Origin of the sequence: Streptomyces sp. NPDC006476 (genome assembly GCF_040612015.1) — a bacterium.
Classification (GTDB): domain Bacteria; phylum Actinomycetota; class Actinomycetes; order Streptomycetales; family Streptomycetaceae; genus Streptomyces; species Streptomyces griseorubiginosus_B.
The window spans coordinates 1-16,252 of record NZ_JBEXPK010000121.1; the positions used below are offsets into that span (position 1 = coordinate 1).

12 protein-coding genes are annotated in these 16,252 nt (G+C 68.5%); 9 read left to right on the forward strand and 3 right to left on the reverse strand.

Features of this window, described 5'->3' with window-relative positions; translation table 11 throughout:
• The first annotated feature begins 509 nt into the window (after positions 1–509).
• The 9 genes from ABZZ74_RS49390 (at position 510) to ABZZ74_RS49430 (ending at position 10,736) form a co-directional block, all read left to right on the forward strand.
• The gene (locus ABZZ74_RS49390) at positions 510–1,871 is read left to right on the forward strand and encodes an ATP-grasp domain-containing protein (RefSeq protein WP_356950687.1); all 1,362 of its coding nucleotides are present in this window, start codon (positions 510–512) and stop codon (positions 1,869–1,871) included.
• Positions 1,872–1,876: 5 nt separating this feature from the next.
• Positions 1,877–3,142: a type III PLP-dependent enzyme gene (locus ABZZ74_RS49395; RefSeq protein ID WP_356950688.1), complete on the forward strand. Its 1,266-nt coding sequence runs from the start codon at positions 1,877–1,879 to the stop codon at positions 3,140–3,142.
• A 30-nt stretch (positions 3,143–3,172) separates the two neighbouring features.
• Positions 3,173–3,445 (forward strand): phosphopantetheine-binding protein, encoded by a 273-nt coding sequence (locus ABZZ74_RS49400; RefSeq protein ID WP_356950689.1) that lies wholly within the window; start codon positions 3,173–3,175, stop codon positions 3,443–3,445.
• Positions 3,446–3,504: 59 nt separating this feature from the next.
• Entirely contained in the window at positions 3,505–4,353 is an 849-nt protein-coding gene (locus tag ABZZ74_RS49405; protein WP_356950690.1) for a hypothetical protein, read from the forward strand.
• On the forward strand, positions 4,350–4,877 hold the full coding sequence (locus ABZZ74_RS49410) for a 4'-phosphopantetheinyl transferase superfamily protein (RefSeq protein ID WP_356950691.1): 528 nt from the start codon (positions 4,350–4,352) through the stop codon (positions 4,875–4,877). The genes ABZZ74_RS49405 and ABZZ74_RS49410 overlap by 4 nt, the downstream gene beginning before the upstream one ends.
• Entirely contained in the window at positions 4,867–5,286 is a 420-nt protein-coding gene (locus ABZZ74_RS49415) for a 3-aminobutyryl-CoA ammonia lyase (RefSeq protein WP_356950692.1), read from the forward strand. Before ABZZ74_RS49410 ends, ABZZ74_RS49415 begins: the two co-directional genes overlap by 11 nt.
• A 122-nt stretch (positions 5,287–5,408) precedes the next feature.
• Positions 5,409–6,419 (forward strand): 3-oxoacyl-[acyl-carrier-protein] synthase III C-terminal domain-containing protein, encoded by a 1,011-nt coding sequence (locus tag ABZZ74_RS49420; RefSeq protein ID WP_356950693.1) that lies wholly within the window; start codon positions 5,409–5,411, stop codon positions 6,417–6,419.
• 238 nt (positions 6,420–6,657) lie between these two features.
• Complete coding sequence (locus ABZZ74_RS49425; protein ID WP_356950694.1) at positions 6,658–7,908, forward strand: MFS transporter; 1,251 nt, start codon at positions 6,658–6,660, stop codon at positions 7,906–7,908.
• 128 nt (positions 7,909–8,036) lie between these two features.
• Positions 8,037–10,736: a discoidin domain-containing protein gene (locus tag ABZZ74_RS49430; RefSeq protein WP_356950695.1), complete on the forward strand. Its 2,700-nt coding sequence runs from the start codon at positions 8,037–8,039 to the stop codon at positions 10,734–10,736.
• A gap of 65 nt (positions 10,737–10,801) precedes the next feature.
• On the opposite strand, the gene ABZZ74_RS49435 is transcribed toward ABZZ74_RS49430, so the two are convergent.
• The 3 genes from ABZZ74_RS49435 to ABZZ74_RS49445 all read right to left on the reverse strand — a co-directional run.
• Positions 10,802–13,747, reverse strand: a complete 2,946-nt coding sequence (locus ABZZ74_RS49435; protein WP_356950696.1) for an AAA family ATPase — start codon at positions 13,745–13,747, stop codon at positions 10,802–10,804.
• A 620-nt stretch (positions 13,748–14,367) separates the two neighbouring features.
• Entirely contained in the window at positions 14,368–14,835 is a 468-nt protein-coding gene (locus tag ABZZ74_RS49440; protein ID WP_356950697.1) for a bulb-type lectin domain-containing protein, read from the reverse strand.
• A 633-nt stretch (positions 14,836–15,468) separates the two neighbouring features.
• Positions 15,469–16,252 (reverse strand): transposase (locus tag ABZZ74_RS49445; RefSeq protein ID WP_356950698.1); only part of this gene is annotated, 784 nt, incomplete at its 5' end.

Consider the following 16,252-nt stretch of genomic DNA (forward strand, 5'->3'; position numbering starts at 1 on the left):
CATGATCCACAGGTGCCGTGTTCACCTGCTTCCGGGGCCCACCACCGAGATCAACACCCCAGGCCGGGACGATCCAGGCACTCGCCGGGGCCCTGGGGCCACCCCCACCCTGACCTGCACGGACGCCTCAACGATCAAGACTTACAGCTGCCGTGACTGCCACTTTGAGATAGCCCTGGGACTATCGGTACCGTAACCACCGAAGTGCTCACGGTGGCCACCACAACCTTTTCTGGTGCCTATTGCATGCAGGCCGCCCGTTGCTCTGTACTTGAATCACCAATGAGAACGGGTCATTCCGGCGAGTACGAGTGAATGGGCATCCCCTGCCGCAGGCGCCAGGGAGCGCTCTTTCGGTTTGACTCCTCACTTCCGTCTCGAACTGGACTTTCTGCCCTGCCGTCAGCAACTGACATCGCTGTTTGCCTCGCTGCGGTTCGGCACCTTGGAAACTTGACGGTCACCATGTTGCGAGCGACAAATCCTGCGCAGGAAGGTGTGAATGACATATGAGCAGTGCCTACTTACGCGGCCTCAAGAAGTCGCTGACCGGCAACCTCGAAGCCCGGCTGGTCTTTCTCTGCAATTTTGAGGTCGAGCACACGTGGGCGCACAATTACGTCGGACTGCCGATGCCGAAACTGTCATCGGCGCCGGCCACCGTGCAGCGCATGGAGGAACTCGGTGCCCTACTGGCCGGGAGCGGCGACGTGATCTGCTTGGGCGCCCCGCTCGACCCGGGTTTCAAGCAGTACGCCGCCGACCTCGGCTTCCGGCTGCCGACCGAACTCGTTGTCCCAAAGGGCAAGCCCGGCGCCAGCACAGGCGAGCGCATCCTGGCCTCGCCCGACACGCTGCGGCGCCTGGCCGCCCTGGCCGACGGCCGCACCTATCTGATGCCGATGGGCGCCTCTGCCACTGAGCAGAAGGTCTCCGAGTCGACCGGCTTGCCGCTGGCCGCCCCGGACAGCGACACGATGGAGCGGGTCAACGGGAAGATCTACGGACGGCGCCTTGTCGAGGAGCTCGGCATCCGCCCGGTGCCCGGCGAGTGCTGCGAGACGGTGGACGAACTCACAGCGGCGGTCCGACGCGGCATCGAAGAGGGCAAGCCGCTCATCGTCAAGGAGTCGTATGGCGTGTCCGGCAAGGGACTGATCGTGCTGGACACGCCGGTCAAGGCCGAGCGTCTGCTTCGGATGGCCAGGCAGCGAACCGCCCGTACCGGGTCCCGCGCCATCCACGTCGTGGTCGAGAGGTTCCTGGCCAAGAAGTGCGACTTGAACTACCAGTTCACCATCGACCGCGCGGGAGGGATCCACTTCGACTTCGTCAAGGAGGCGCAGACCGCGGACGGCGTGCACCTCGGCCACGTGATGCCGACGCGCCTCAGCGCGACTCATCTGGCGGAGCTGGAGGACACGGCGCGCCGGGTCGGGAAGCGACTGCATACAGACGGACTGTTCGGCGTGGTCGGGGTGGATGCCATCCTCGGCGCGGACGACACGCTCTACCCAGTACTGGAGATCAACGCCCGCTTGAACATGTCCAGCTACCAGGGGCCGCCCACCGAGCGGTTCCTCTCCTCCGGTGCTGCGCTGGCGAAGCACTATGTGCTGGACCTTGAGGCCCCGGTCCCCTTCCACGAGATCGAGTCGGTCCTCGGCCCGTTGGCACCGCGCGGACCGGCCGACGCCGGCGCTGTCATCACCTGCTTCGGAACCGTCAACGCCGAGGCCGACCGCCGGCCCCCGTTCGAAGGGCGGCTCTACACCATGCTGTTCGCCCAGGACCGCGACGCCCTGGCTGCCCTCGACGCCGAAGTGCGCGACGCGCTCAGCGCGGTGCCCCCGATACAAGGAATCCGGTGAACGCGATGGAGTTCGAGATTCAGGGCGTGCCAGTGTCCGAGCTGGCACGCGAGTACGGCACCCCCCTGTACGTGTACGACGCCGACGTTCTGCGCACCAACTACCAGCGACTGCGCGAGAACCTGCACCCGGCGGTCGATGTCTTCTTCTCCCTCAAAGCCAACCCGAACATCAGCATCTGCTCCTACCTCGGCTTGCTCGGGGCCGGCGCCGAGGTGTCCTCACTGACAGAACTGATCACGGCCCAACGCGCCGGCATCAACCCCGGCAACATCATCTTCCTCGGCCCGGGCAAGACCACGAAGGAGCTGCACGCCTGCCTTGAGGCCAACCTGCACGCCGTCGTATGCGAGTCGCTGGAGGAACTGGAGGCGCTCGACGCCCTGGCCCTGGAGGCCGGCCTGACCGACGTGCCGGTGCTGCTGCGGATGAACCCCGACTTCCATACCAAGGGGGGAGGGCTCTCGATGGGCGGCAAGCCACGGCAGTTCGGGGTGGACCTGGAGGTTATGCGGCAGTCCGCCGCGGGCCTGGCCGGTGGCCTCCGGGCGGTCCAGGTCATCGGAGTCCACGCGTACATGGGGACCCGCATCCTCGACCACTCCGACGTCGTCAACAACACCACCAACATCCTCTCCATCGCCGAGGCGCTGTGCGAGGAATTCGGCGTCCAACTACGGACCGTGGACTTCGGCGGCGGTCTGGGCGTGCCGTATTTCGAAAACGAGAAGGAACTCGATCTCAACGCACTGCACAGCGACCTCAACGCGGTGATCGAGCAGTTCGCCGAGCGCTACCCGCAGACCCGGCTGATCATGGAATTGGGCCGCTACCTCACCGCGGTGGCCGGCACGTACGTGGTGCGAGTGCTCTACGTCAAGGAGTCGATGGGGGAGCGCTTCGCGATCGCCGACGGCGGTACCAACCACCACATGGCAGCGGTCGGCGTGGGCAGCTTCGTCAAGCGCAACTTCCCCATCCGGTCGTTGAGCCGCTACCGCGACCCGGCGATCTCCCCCATCACGGTTACCGGACCGCTGTGCACCCCCAACGACGTGATCGGCAAACGGGTGGCGCTGCCTTCCGTCTCGCCCGGCGACCTGCTGGGGGTGGAACGGTCCGGCGCATACGGGCCGACCGCCTCGCCGGTGCTCTTCCTGAGCCACGGTTACCCGGCCGAGGTCCTCGTCCACGACGGAACGCCGCACCTCATTGCCCGCCGTGACACCCCCTCAGACCTGCTGAACCGGCAGCATCTGGTCCGCTTCTAGGCTCGCCCCACTCACTCGACCGGAGTTCCCATGAACCGCACCGAAGTCGTCCACCAGATCGAGTCCGCGCTGAGCGAGGCTCTCGAACGCCCGATTGACGGCCTGTCCGAGGACGTCCGGCTGTTCGACGACATGCACCTCGACTCCACCTCCGTGCTTGAGGTCCTCATGACGCTGGAGGACACCGTCGGGGTGGAGGTCGACCCGGAGCAGCTGGAGATGGCGGACTTCGCCACCGTCGGCAGCTTCGCCGACTACCTGCTGCGGCAGACCCCGGCCGCGACGGACCAGGCCGTCGGCTAGCCGGGCCAGAAAGCCCGCATGACGTCCTCAACCTCAGAAGTCGTCCAGGAAGGATCCTGATGGCCGGCAGCAAACGGCTCGCGGTACAGCATGGGGCGGCGGTCCTCGCCCCATCGCGTACCTCGCGCCCCGAGTTCTCCATGATGTGTGAGTACGACCGTGACCTGCTCAGTTCCTTCGGCCAGAGCCCGGATGCGGCAGCGACCGGGCAGCGACCGGTAGTCACCCACGTCGACCTGGTTCAGCAGCTACTCGACGCCGATCCGCTCGGACCGGTGGAACCGGACCTGGTGATGGTCGCCTACGCCCTGCCCGATGTGCACCCCTTCACCACCACCGCCACCCATCTGAACCGGCTGCTCGGCAACCATGCGGCGAGTTTCGCGATCGCCGAGCAAGGACTGGCGGCGCCCTTCTCCGCACTTCGCATCGCTGCCGCGTACTGCCGGCTCGGTTACTGCGACCAGGCCGTGCTGGCCGTGCTGGAACAGACCACGTTGCCCAACCACGACCCGCTGGTGCACAGCGCGGATCTGGTCGACTCCGGTGCGGTGCTGCTGTTGCAGGCCGCTGGCGAGGCACCGGGGCTGGACGTGCGCGACGTGTGGGTCCAGCGCAGCCCGACCTACTGCGGCCAGCGGCTCGCTGACCTCATCGCCTCTGCCCGGTCCGGCGAGTTGCTGCTCGTCCAGGGGCCTCGGATCGGGCACGACGTCCCGGCGGACGGCGTGGAGGTTCACCGGCACGCCGACCGGACCTACTGCACGAGCGTCTGGATGGCCTTGGCCCAGCACTCCGAGTGGGCCGAGCAGTACACCACGGTCGTCCTGCACGACACCGACCCGCGCTCAGGGACCTGTGCGGCGGCGGTCCTGCGCACCGTCGCTCACCCGGAGTCCTCGCCGTGAGTCGGCGCACGGTGGAGACCGGGCCCCCCTTCGTCGGGGTCGACGTGCTCCGCATCGACGAGCTCGACCGTCTGATGCACCGCAGGTGGTTCCGGCACTTGCTGTACTCGACTGCAGAGCGCCGGGAGGCCGGGACGCTGGCTCCCAGCCGGCGCCGGGAGTTTCTGGCCGGCCGATTCGCCGGGAAGGAAGCGGTGCTCAAAATGCTCGGCGTCGGACTGCTCTCCCGCGTCCCGGCCTGGCAGATCGACATCGGCCGGACCGAGGACGGCGCTCCACAGGTGCGGCTTGCCGACGCTGCCGCGCGCCGTGCCGCCGACGCCGGCCTGGACCGGATCGCGCTGTCGATCTCGCACAAGGAAAACCTGGTCATCGCCGTTGCGATGGGCTGGGCGGCGGCTACGCCGGAGCACGCCGACACCACGGCGCAGCGGGAGGTGGACCGGGCGCTCGACGCCGAGTTCGCCCAGAGGATGGCCCACGGCAGCCTTCTGACGAAGAGGAGGGCACTCAGTGCCGACTGACCTGATCGACCAGTGCACAGCGATGCTGCGGGTGCGTATCGGAGCCGGGGAGGCACACTACGGCGGTGACCTGGTGGACGGAGCCCGGATGCTTCGCCTGTTCGGCGACGTCGTCACCGAGATCGCCATCCGCACCGACGGGGATGAGGGGCTGCTGTCCCACTACACCGATGTGTCATTCACCGCTCCCGTCCATGCCGGTGACTTCATCGAGGTGACGGGGCGGATGACCGAGAAGAGCCGGTTGCGCAGGGTCGTCGAGCTGGAGGCCCGCAAGGTGATCGAGGCTCGCTACGAGCAGGGACACACCACAGCCGGGGTCCTGGACGAGCCGGTGGTCGTCTGCCGTGCGTTGGGGGTTGTGGTGGTGCCGGTGCACAAGGCTCGCCGACGCGCGCTGACCGCCTGAGTCCGCTCCCGACACCGATCCGCCTCGGCCGACCCGGGCCGCCCTCGGCCGCCGAGCCCCCACCACGCAGCTCAGGAATACGCAGATCTTCAAGTACGTACCGCAAACAGGAGGACATCGGCGTGACCTTCTCGACCGCCTACTCGCCCCGGCCACGCAATGGACCGCAGCTGTCCCTCGACAACCAGCCAACCACGTTGGAGGCGTTAGGGTCCTACGTGCCGTCCCGGTCCGTCTCCCTGGAGGAGGTCGGTGGCAACCTGGGACTGACGCGGGCTCAGATGAAAGTGCTGCGGCGCGTCTACGGTGTCCGCGACATGCGGCTGGATCCCGAGCAGTCGCTCTTCGACCTCATCCTGCCGGCCGCCCGCGCCGCGCTGAAGGAGGTGACCGACCCGAGCACGGTGAAGTACCTGCTGTACGGACACGCCACACAGGAGGTCACTCCCTCCACCATGAACGCCGCCGAAGTTCTGCGCACCTCGCTGGGGCTCCACGACGCGCAGGCGTTCGCGCTCACACAGCAGAACTGCGCGATCGGTCTTGCGGCCATCGACATGGCCGGCGCCCTGCTGGCCATGGACCGCGACCCGGCCGGGCGCGCCCTGATCGTCACCGGAGAGAAGCCCTTCACGAAGTTGAATCACGACTACCACTCTCTCGGCTCCGTGATGGGCGAGGCCGCCAGCGCCTGCCTGGTCGCCCGCGGAGGCCGGGGGGACCGCGTGCGCTCCTATGTCACCCGGACCCGCGGGGAGTTCGCTGACGGCATCCTGATGGACCAAGAAACCCGTGAGGGCCACAACAACGCGCACGATTCCGAGGTCGCCGACGTCGTCCGTGAGGCGGTCGCCAAGGCCGGCCTCCAACTCGACGACATCCACCGCGTCGTGCACTACAACTCGCTGATGCTCGAGGTCTCCACCGAGCTCGGCATGGACCGCAGCCGGTTCTTCACCGACAACCTCCCTAAGTACAGCCACTGCTATGCCTCGGACGTCCTGGTCAATTACACGACGCTGCGGGACACGGGACAGCTGGAGGCCGGTCGGCACTACCTGTTCATCGCCACCGGCCTGGGTGCGACGTACTCGGCCATGGTCGTCACCCACGCGCCCGAAGAGGACGGCTGACACCCTCCGGCGGACCTGTCGCGCCCCGAATCTCCCGGGCCCGGTACGGACGGCCGTGCACGACGGCTGTCGACCGGGCCCGCCGGGGGGAGAGAGCGGCGCTGTTCCTTTGAGACCGCGATTCACCTTCAGCTTGTCGTCCCCGCCGGAGGATGAAGTGCCCAACATCGAAAAAGTCTCCGAAATACCCCGTACCAAATCCCGAGCCGGTGCAGGTTCCCTGCACTGGGCCTGGATCGTGGCTGGCGTCTCGTTTCTGGTCCTGATCGGAACGTCCGGCTTCCGTTCGCTGCCCTCGGTGGTCCTGACCCCGCTTCACGACGAGATGGGCTGGTCCTACAGCACGATCTCCTTCGCGATCTCGCTGAATCTGGTGATCGTCGGCCTGGCGGCACCGTACGCGGCGGCGCTGATGGAACGGCTCAGCATCCGCACCGTGCTCTCCGGCGCGCTGGTGCTGATCACACTCGGCACCGGCCTGCCCGCGTGGATGACGGCGCCGTGGCAACTGGTGCTGCTATGGGGGGTGCTGGTGGGAGCCGGCTGCGGCGCGATTTCCCTGGCCTTCGTCGCCACCCTCACCGAACGGTGGTTCGTCAAGCACCGCGGCATCGTCTCCGGGATTCTCACCGCCGGCAGCACCGCCGGCCAACTGGTCTTCCTGCCGCTGCTGGGCAGGCTGAGCGACAACTCGAGTTGGCGCACGGCGTCGATCGTGGTGGCCCTGGGCTCCCTGATCACGGTGCCCTTCGTCATCCTCCTGCTCCGGGACCACCCGCGGGAGATGGGCCTGACCGCGTACGGAGCCGAGGAGGTGCCGGAGGGCGCACCGGGCTCGGAGGCGGAGGTCCCGGAGACCGGGCATACGGCCAAGAGCGCGTTCGGCGTGCTCCGGCAGGTGGCCCGTACGCACGAGTTCTGGCTGCTGGCGGGCAGCTTCGGTATCTGCGGCATCACCACGTCCGGTTTCATCCAGACCAACTTCATCCCGGCTGCGCACGACCACGGGATGACGACGACGGCCGCCGCCGGGCTGCTCGGCATCGCCGGGGTCTTCGACATCGTCGGGACCACCCTCTCGGGCTGGCTGACAGACCGGTACGACTCGCGCTACCTGCTCCTGGTCTACTACACACTGCGAGGAGTGTCTCTGCTGATGCTCCCTTGGCTGTTCTCCGACATGGTGACGCCCGGCATGCTGGTCTTCACCATCTTCTACGGCATGGACTGGATCGCCACCGTGCCGCCGACCATCCGGCTCTGCCAGGACGCCTTCGGCTCGTCGGCCGGCGTGGTCTTCGGCTGGCTGTGGACCGCGCACCAGCTCGGCGGAGCGCTCGCCACCGCTGTGAGTGGGGTGATCCGTGACAACTTCGGCACCTACACGATCGTCTGGTTCACAGGCGCTACGGTGTGCCTGGCTGCGGGGGCGATGTTCCTCGCGATGCGCCCGTCGAACTCCCCCGAGCGCGCCGGGGTCCGTCTCTGATGGACAGGCCCGGAGCTTCCGCCCCCCGGCCCCCGTCCCCCCGCGTCCCGCGCCGGGACCAGAACCGGAGGAAGCGGGAACACAACGCTCCGTCAGCGAGGCGCCCGCGGCCGACCGTTCTCGCGCGGGTGCCCCGATGGCTCCGGCTCGGCTGGATCCTCCTGGTCGTGCTGGCCCCGCCCGCGACCTCGCCCTCCGCGCTGCCCGCCCTGGCCACCGCCTCGTGTTCCACGGAGCGCGCGGCGGACGGCTGGGCACTGTCGTCGACCGCCATCGACTCGCAGGACAGCTACAGCGCCTTCGTAGGCAACGGATACCTCGGGCAGCGCATCCCCGTCAACGGCACCGGGTACTGGGCCAGCGAGCAGCAGACCGGCTGGCCGCTGTATACGCCGCGTTACGACGGCTCATACGTTTCGGGCCTGTACGCCCACAACACGGCGACCACCGACGACCGGCAGGTGATCGCCGCCCTTCCCACCTGGACCGGGCTGACCATCGGCATCGGGGCCGAAGTCTTCACCTCGGCGACCCCGGCTGACCGGATCTCCCACTACCGGCAGACGCTCCTCCTACGGTGCGGCCTGGTCAGAACCTCTCTGACCTGGACCACTACCGACGGACGTGCCACCGACCTGGTTTACGAGGTCTTCGCCGCCCGTGACCGGGAGCACACGGCCGCAGTACGGCTGCGGATGACCCCGCACTGGAGCGGCGACGCGACCGTCACCGACCTGATCGACGGCCGCGGGGCCCGGATGCTGTCGGCAACCGGCGGCGGACGCGAGTCCCGGCGCACCATGACCGTGGGCTTCCGCGCCGACGGCACCGGGACCCGCGGCGCCGTCGCCTCCACCCTCACCACCGGCCCTACCGTGCGCGTGCGCGACACCCGCCCGGCCGGCGAGGACCGGAGCCTGTCGAACCGGCAGTCCGTCGGCTTCCCGGTCCGTGGCGCGCGCACGTACACTCTCACCAAGTACGTCGGTGTGGACACCGCCTTGACCGCTTTCGAGCCGCGCCAGGCGGCGGTGACGGCCTCCCAGCGGGCGGCGGCGCGGGGCTGGCCTGCTTTGTTCGCCACCCACACGGCGGCCTGGGCCGCACTCTGGCGCAGCGGAATCGAGGCCGCGGGGCAGCGCGACCTCCAGGCGTGGATCCGCGCCTCGGAGTACGGGATGCTCGCCAACACCCGCGCCAGCTCCGGCAACAGCATCGCGCCGACCGGACTGACCAGCGACAACTACGCGGGCCTGGTGTTCTGGGACGCCGACACCTGGATGTTTCCCGCCCTGCTCGCGAACCAGCCGCAGCTGGCCAGAGGCATCGTGGACTACCGTTACCGTACCCGCGTGGCTGCCCGCGCCAACGCCGAGCGGCTCGGCTATCCCGGCCTGTTCTACTCGTGGACCAGCGGCGGCGAAGGCGATCTCAAAGAGTGTCACAGCTGGGGCCCGCCGCCGCACTGCCTCATGCAGATCCACCTCCAGAGCGACATCGCCATGGCCGTCTGGCAGTACTACCAGGCGACCGGCGACCGCGACTGGCTGCGGAAACGGGGGTGGCCCGTGCTGAAGGGCATTGCCGAGTTCTGGACCGGACGGGTCACCGGAAACGCCGACGGCAGCTACTCGATAAAGAACGTGGCCGGCCCCGACGAATACAGCAACGGGGTCACCGACGGCGCGTTCACCAACGCCGGCGCGGCCACGGCGCTGCGCGACGCGGCCCAGGCGGCGCGAGTCCTCGGCCACGCCCCGCCGGCCGACTGGACACGGATCGCTGACCGGCTGCGCATTCCGTACGACAGCGGTCGGCACGTCTTCGAGCAGTACGCGGGCTACGACGGCTCGAAAATCAAGCAGGCGGACACCGTCATGCTGATGTACCCGCTGCAATGGCCCATGACCCGGAAGCAGGCCGCCGGCACGCTGGACTACTACGCCGTGCGCACCGATCCGGAGGGCCCCGCGATGACGGACGCGATCCATGCGATCGATGCCGCGGCCCTCGACGAACCTGGCTGCTCGACGTACACCTACCTGATGCGCTCGATCGAGCCGTTCGTCCGCGGTCCCTTCCACGAGTTCTCCGAGGCGCGCGGCAGCAAGGCCGGGGCGGACGACCCGCTGGCGGGCGCGCCCGCGCAGAACTTCCTCACCGGTGCGGGCGGCTTCCTCCAGACGTTCACCTACGGCTTGGCCGGGCTGCGCTGGGCGCAGGACCGCGTGCGACTGGACCCGGTGCTTCCTCCGCAGCTCAAGCACGGGGTGAAGCTGAAAGGACTGCGCTGGCAGGGCCGCACGTTCGATGTCGCTGTCGGGCCTCGCCGCACGACCGTCCGGCTGACAAGCGGCAAAAGTTTCGAGGTCGGGACCGCGGAGGGCGCCCGGACGGTCGCCGCGGGCGCTCCGGCCGTGCTGGAGACCAGGCGCCCGGACCTCGCGGCGACTACCAATGCCGCCCGGTGCGCAACGGCGGCGGACACTTCCGGGCAGCCGGGCCTGGACGCTCGAGCGGCGGTGGACGGCAGCACAGCCACGGCCTGGGTCCCGGCCGCGGCGGACAGCAGCCTCACCGTCGACTTGGGACGCGCGCGCCGGGTGACCGACATCTCGCCGGAGTGGACATCCACCGCGCCGACGTCCTCCACCACGCTGGTCTCGACCGATGGCCGACACTGGAGTCCGGCGGACAGCTCCGGCTCCTCCGGCGAGCTCCGGCGTCCCACGCTCGCCCGATATGTACGGCTCACTCTGCGTGCGGCCGACAGCGGTGACCTTCCCGGCCTCGCCGAGCTGACGGTGCGTCAGGCGGCCGGGAACTGACCGCCCGGTCACCTGACGCGGAAGCCGGCCTGTGCCGCAGGGAATCCGTACCGGACCGGGGGCCGTCAGTGCACCGGCAGCTGGCCACCCCGGCGGCCCGGGGTGGCCAGCTGGGCCAGCACGAAGGCCAGTTCCGACCTGCCGGAGATCTCCAGTTTGCGATAGGCACTGGTCAGATGGACCTCGACGGTCCGCCGGGTGACGAAGAGGGCTTCTGAGATCTCCCGGTTGGTCTGGCCCTGGGCGGCCAGCTCCGCCACCCGGTGCTCGCTGGGGGTGAGCAACCGCGCACCCGATGCCCCGGCCTTCCGGAGTCTGCCTCCGACCAGCCGCAGTGTGCCGCGGACGCGGTCGGCCAGGCAGCTCGCGGAGCACTCCTCGGCCAGTGCCAGTGCCCGTTGCAGGGAGGATCGTGCCGTGTCCTGTCGCGCGAGGCGCTGGCAGGCGGCACCGAACTCGTTCAGCGTGTAGGCGAGCTCCACCCGCGCCGGTGATTGCTCCAGCGCGTCGACGGCATCGGAGAGCAGTTCGAGTCCCCGCTGGCCGCCGGTGACCGTGCCCAAAGTGCGGAGACTGATGCCGATGGCCTTGTGCGTCCCCCAACGGCGGGACAGCTCTAGATCACGGTTGGCCATGCCGATCGCTGAGGCGCGGTCGCCGGCGGCGGAATACGCCAGCGCGGCGTATGAGCGCCACCGGATGGCCATCGGACCGATCAGAGGGCTGGCCTCCTGGTACCGACCGCACTCCAGCAGGGCTGCCACGGCTGCGTTGGGATCACCATGCTCCAGCCGCAGCCGCCCGTGGGCGAGCAGGTAGGCGGCCCTGCCCCAGGAGTCGCTGGGGCAGCCGGTCGCGTACGTCCGCAGCATGTCGTGGGCCATGTCGACGGCCCCCAGGTCCAGCAGCAGGTTGGCCACAGCCGCGAGCGGCGGATGGGAGGGACGTTCCGGGCTTGCCTTCGCGACCACGTCGAGCAGGGCGCGTGCATGACTGAGCCCCTCCTGCACATGGCCGGAGTGCCAGGCCACAATGGCCATCCCGAAGCTGGCCAAGGCGGACAGGGGACCCGAACCACGCCGTGCGGCGTGGTCGGCCATCCGCTGGATCCAACCGGCTGCCGTCTCCGGATCATCGGCGGCGACGAGAACGTGCAGGAGGGGCGGGTAAAACCACCCCATGGCCCCCTCGAGTTCCATCCCGTGCCGCAGGGCACGGCCCACCAGGGCGCGGGCGTGCTCGGCGGTGTCGTGACCGGACTGGGCATGCAGGGCGCGCAGGGCTAGCCAGGCCCGCTCCCCGGGGGTGTCGCCGTGCAATGGACGATCCGACCGAGCCTCGACCAACTCCGTGCCCATCGCCACGGAGCGGACGTCCTGCCAGGCGGCCATGACCAGTTGCGCTTCCAGCCGCATCCGCCGCTCGCCGTCCTCCGGCGACGCCCCCAGCTCGGCCAGTGCCTGCCGCAGCACCATCACCGCCTCCTGAGAACGCCCGGCGTTGGACAACGCCGCAGCCAGCCCGCCGACCGCCGCGGCCCGCCCGGAGCCGTCCTGACGCAGCAGCAGTTCCTGCTGGAAGTGGTAAGCCGAAGCAGCGGGATTCTCCAGGAGCTCGATCGTCGCGAGCTCCTTCAGAAGGCACACCTTCGCTTGCGGGGCCGGGTCCTCCATCAGGGCTTGCCGCAGGTAGCAGGCCGAATCGGTCACGGCGCCACGGTTTGCGGCGGTCCGCGCCGCGTCCCGTAGCACGGCGATGCGCCACTCGTCCCCGGTTGGCTGGGTGAGCATCAGGTGGCGGGCGATCTTCTCACTGGATGCGCCTTGGCCGCTCAGCAGCCGCGCGGCGCGCGTGTGTTCCGCGGCCAACTGCCCCGGCCCCATGGTGCGGAAGATGGCGGACCGAACCAGCGGCTGGGTGAAGCACGGATGCTCCTCCTCGGCCAGGACCCCCATGCAGCGCATCTCCCGCACCGCCTCATGCGCCTGGAAGGGGGCCAGACCAGCCAGCGCGGCCACGACGGAAAGCTGCGTACCGTCACCGAGCACCGCCAGAGCCCGGCTCATCGCCATGACCGCTTTGGACTGCCGGGCCAAGCGTACAGCGATGGTTTTTTCCACCACGCACTCATTAAGTTCGGCCACCCGCCCGGCCTGAGCCGCCGACGGCTGCACTGCTTTCTTCCTCAGAATACGCAGCAACTCGTTGAGGAGGAGCGGATTACCGGCACATGCCTCGTGGCACGCCGCGCAGAACTGCTCGTCGGCGTGTGCGCCCAGCCGGTCCTGGACGAGCCGGCGCACGCTGTCGGAGCTGAGCGGCGACAGTTCCAGGGTGACGGCGCCCGGTTGGATGGCGAGCTCGTCCATCACCGGCGCGATGTCGTGTCCGTCTCCGCACCGCCGGGTCGTCACCAGCATCAGCGGGAGGCCGTCCATACGGCTGGCCAAGTAGCGCATCCAGCGGAGCGACGCCTTATCGGCCCAGGAGAGATCATCCAGGACGAGAGCCAACGGGCCAGTCTCGCAAGCCCTGACGATCAGCTCGTACAGGTCGTGGGCGATCATCTCACATAACATCTCAGCCCCGTCCCCACCTGTCCGGCCCTCCGCACCGAACAGGGTAAACAGGACCTGGGCCGCCGCGCTCTCCTGCAGAGCACGCCGGTCTGTCGGGGAGAGAGCGGCGAGGAGGGAGTCGAACAACTGCCGTGCCACAAACCAAGGATGACGCCCTTGCGGCTCGCTGCTGCCACTCGCACGCGCCACCCGCAAACCACGGTCGCGTGCACCGGCAATCCAGGCGTTCAGCAACGAGGTCTTGCCCATGCCTCCTGCGCCCTCGATGCATACGAGCGAACTGACACCGTCGGAAAGACGCTCGCCGAGCCGCACCAGGACGGCGAGCTCCTCCCGCCGGTCCAAAAGCCCGCGTTGCGGAGCGGTGATGGAGGGCGAATGCGGTACCGAACGGGACTTCTCGAGTGCGGTGTCCGTGGCGCGAGCGAACAAGACGACTACCTTTCTAGAACTGAACCACTTCCACGCGTGATCCTGGCGTACAGCCATGCAGTACTCGGCCCGGCCTGCCCCACGGATGCCTCAAGACCCGAACCCTCTACGACGAAGTGACCGCTTGGTCGCAACACGCACACCCCCATGCCGCTTGACACCAAACGACATGGGATGTCTGACCACTGAAACCGCCGAGGAACCGCAGGACCGCGCCGCGATGGTGGCTGGGCTGGTCGCCCGCAGCGTCGGCAGTTCACCACCGAGGAGTTCACCGACCGACTGGAGCACGGCGGCCAGGAGTACGCCAGCTACCTCACCGACGGCCGCCAGGCCGCGATCGAGGCCCTCGAATACGCACTGGAACGTAGGGTGAACGCCGTCGATGACGAGCTTGTCACCGCCGGCAACGGCCTTGGGACCAGTGGAGCAGCCGATAACGGCTGCTCCAGTAGCCCCCAACGCCGGACCTCGGCGGGCCTGGCGGACGGCGCGCTCTACGAAGACATCGGGCACCTGGAGCAGATCAGTATCTGGCAGGGATCCGCGCTCGTGACCGCAGGGCCCTGGGCAGGGCTGGGTCGCCCTGGAAGAAGCCAGCGGTTACAGCCGACCGTGGTTCAGTGGTTGGTGTTCGAGGCCCAGATAGCTTGGCTGCCGTCGTAGATGACTACGTTGCCGTCGTCCTGGACGACCAGGCGAGAGCCCGGGTGGCCAGCCGTGTTGGAGGCCCATACCGCTCTGTTGGAGGCCGTATAGACGACGAAGTTGCCGTCGGTCTGGAAGCGGGCCGTCCAGCCCTGGTTGACGGTGTTCGAGGCCCAGCGGGCCCGGTTGAACTCGTCGTAGATGACAAGGTTGCCGTCGGACTGCATGATCAGCCGTGCCGTGTTGGAACTGACCGACTGGTTTCGGTTGAGGGTGAACGGCGCCGAGATCGTCTGATTGGCCCGCAGCGTGGACTTCACCGCTGCCGTACCCGTGCCAGCCGCTGAGGCATCCTCTGAGGGGACCGCACTGGCCTGGCCAGCGAGTGTCAGCGTGGCGATGGTGGCGGTTGCGAGAAGTGCGATGACTTTCCGTCTCACGAGCGAACTCCTTGAGTCAGATGGATCATCCCTCAGTGCCCCGGCCGGACACTGCACCCAAACTCTGACACCACAGCCGTGCCAGCAGAGCCGTTCTGCGCAGCCATGACTTGTTTGCTTCCGCCATTGACCTGAAGCCACGGGTGTCGCCCGAGTGCCGTCAAGCCTCCCGCGCCCGGGCGCCCGGCAGGGCCCCTGGCCCGCGACCGTCATGCGGATACTGCGCGAGCACGAAGAGAAGACAACCGCGTTGACTTCTCCCCCAGCTGAAGCGTGGAGATTCTTCCCTCGCGGGTTGAGTTTTCTGCTTCTCAGACAGCAGCTGCCCCGAACTAACGGCAAGGAACGTTGGTACGCCACGCCCGGCAGTCTTACGCCCGCTCCACAGACCTGACATCCCGCCAGCCCGGCGGTAGGCCCGGCCAGCTTGGTTATCGCCGACCGGACGCCATACAAACTACCACCTACCTGCGGGTCGTTGGCGGTGACGCCGATCCGCCCTGGCGGCGCATCGGCTTTCCCTGCCCTGCTCCGCAGGAGTCCGTTTCCTCCCCCGCCTGAAGGCGGGAGTATCCACGGAGGAATCCCGATGAAGCATGACCCCTGGTCACCGCAGTGGTGACTGTGATGTGGTCATGCCGCTTCGATGGGGTCGAAGCGGACGGTGAAGCCCAGAGCGTTGGCCTGCCGGGTGATGCGGCGCATGGCGCGCTCGGGGTCGTACTTCGCGTAGTAGTCGCCCCCAAGATCGGCGTACTCCACGTCGTGGGTGAGCATGTGCCAGACCGCGGTCAGGAGGGAGTGTTCGAGGGCGACGAGGGCCTTCTTCTTGCCGAGGCGGGGTGCGAGTCGGTGGTAGCGGGCGCCGAAGTAGGTGGTCTCGCGGGTGCGGGAGGCGGCCATGGCCGCAGTGCCCAGCGCAGCGCCGAGCCAGCGGCTGCCGTGGCGTCTGCGGCCGGACTTGTGCCTGCCGGCGGACTCGTGGTGGCCGGGGCAGACCCCGGCCCATGAGGCGAGGTGGCCTGCGGTCGCGAAGCAGGCCATGTCGCCGCCGGTCTCCGCGATGAGGGCTTCGGCGACGCCCTGGCCGACGCCGGGGATGGTCTGCAGCAGCTCAAGCTGGCGGGAGAAAGGGAGCATCTCCTCCTCGATCCGCGCGGACAGCTCCCCGATGGCCTCGGTGAGGTGGTCGATGCGTTCCAGGTGCAGTCGGCAGAGGAACGCGTGGTGTTCGCCGAAGTTCCCGGTCAGCGCCTCGACCAGTGCGGGGACCTTCGGCCGCATGCGGGCCTTGGCCATCCCCGCCAGGGTGTGGACGTCGCCGTGGAGCGCCCGTTGCGTTGAGAGGCGCACGGCGGGTGCGGGAAGCGGTCCGGAGCGCGGTCCCGGCCTTTCGGCCGGGCCGTTTCTCCGGACC

What these genes read in the sequence shown, in the direction of transcription:
- ABZZ74_RS49400 (WP_356950689.1), top strand. Translation starts at nt 3,173, where the DNA reads ATGAACCGCACCGAAGTCGTCCACCAGATCGAGTCCGCGCTGAGCGAG.
- ABZZ74_RS49390 (WP_356950687.1), top strand. Translation starts at nt 510, where the DNA reads ATGAGCAGTGCCTACTTACGCGGCCTCAAGAAGTCGCTGACCGGCAAC.
- ABZZ74_RS49395 (WP_356950688.1), top strand. Translation starts at nt 1,877, where the DNA reads ATGGAGTTCGAGATTCAGGGCGTGCCAGTGTCCGAGCTGGCACGCGAG.
- ABZZ74_RS49405 (WP_356950690.1), top strand. Translation starts at nt 3,505, where the DNA reads ATGGCCGGCAGCAAACGGCTCGCGGTACAGCATGGGGCGGCGGTCCTC.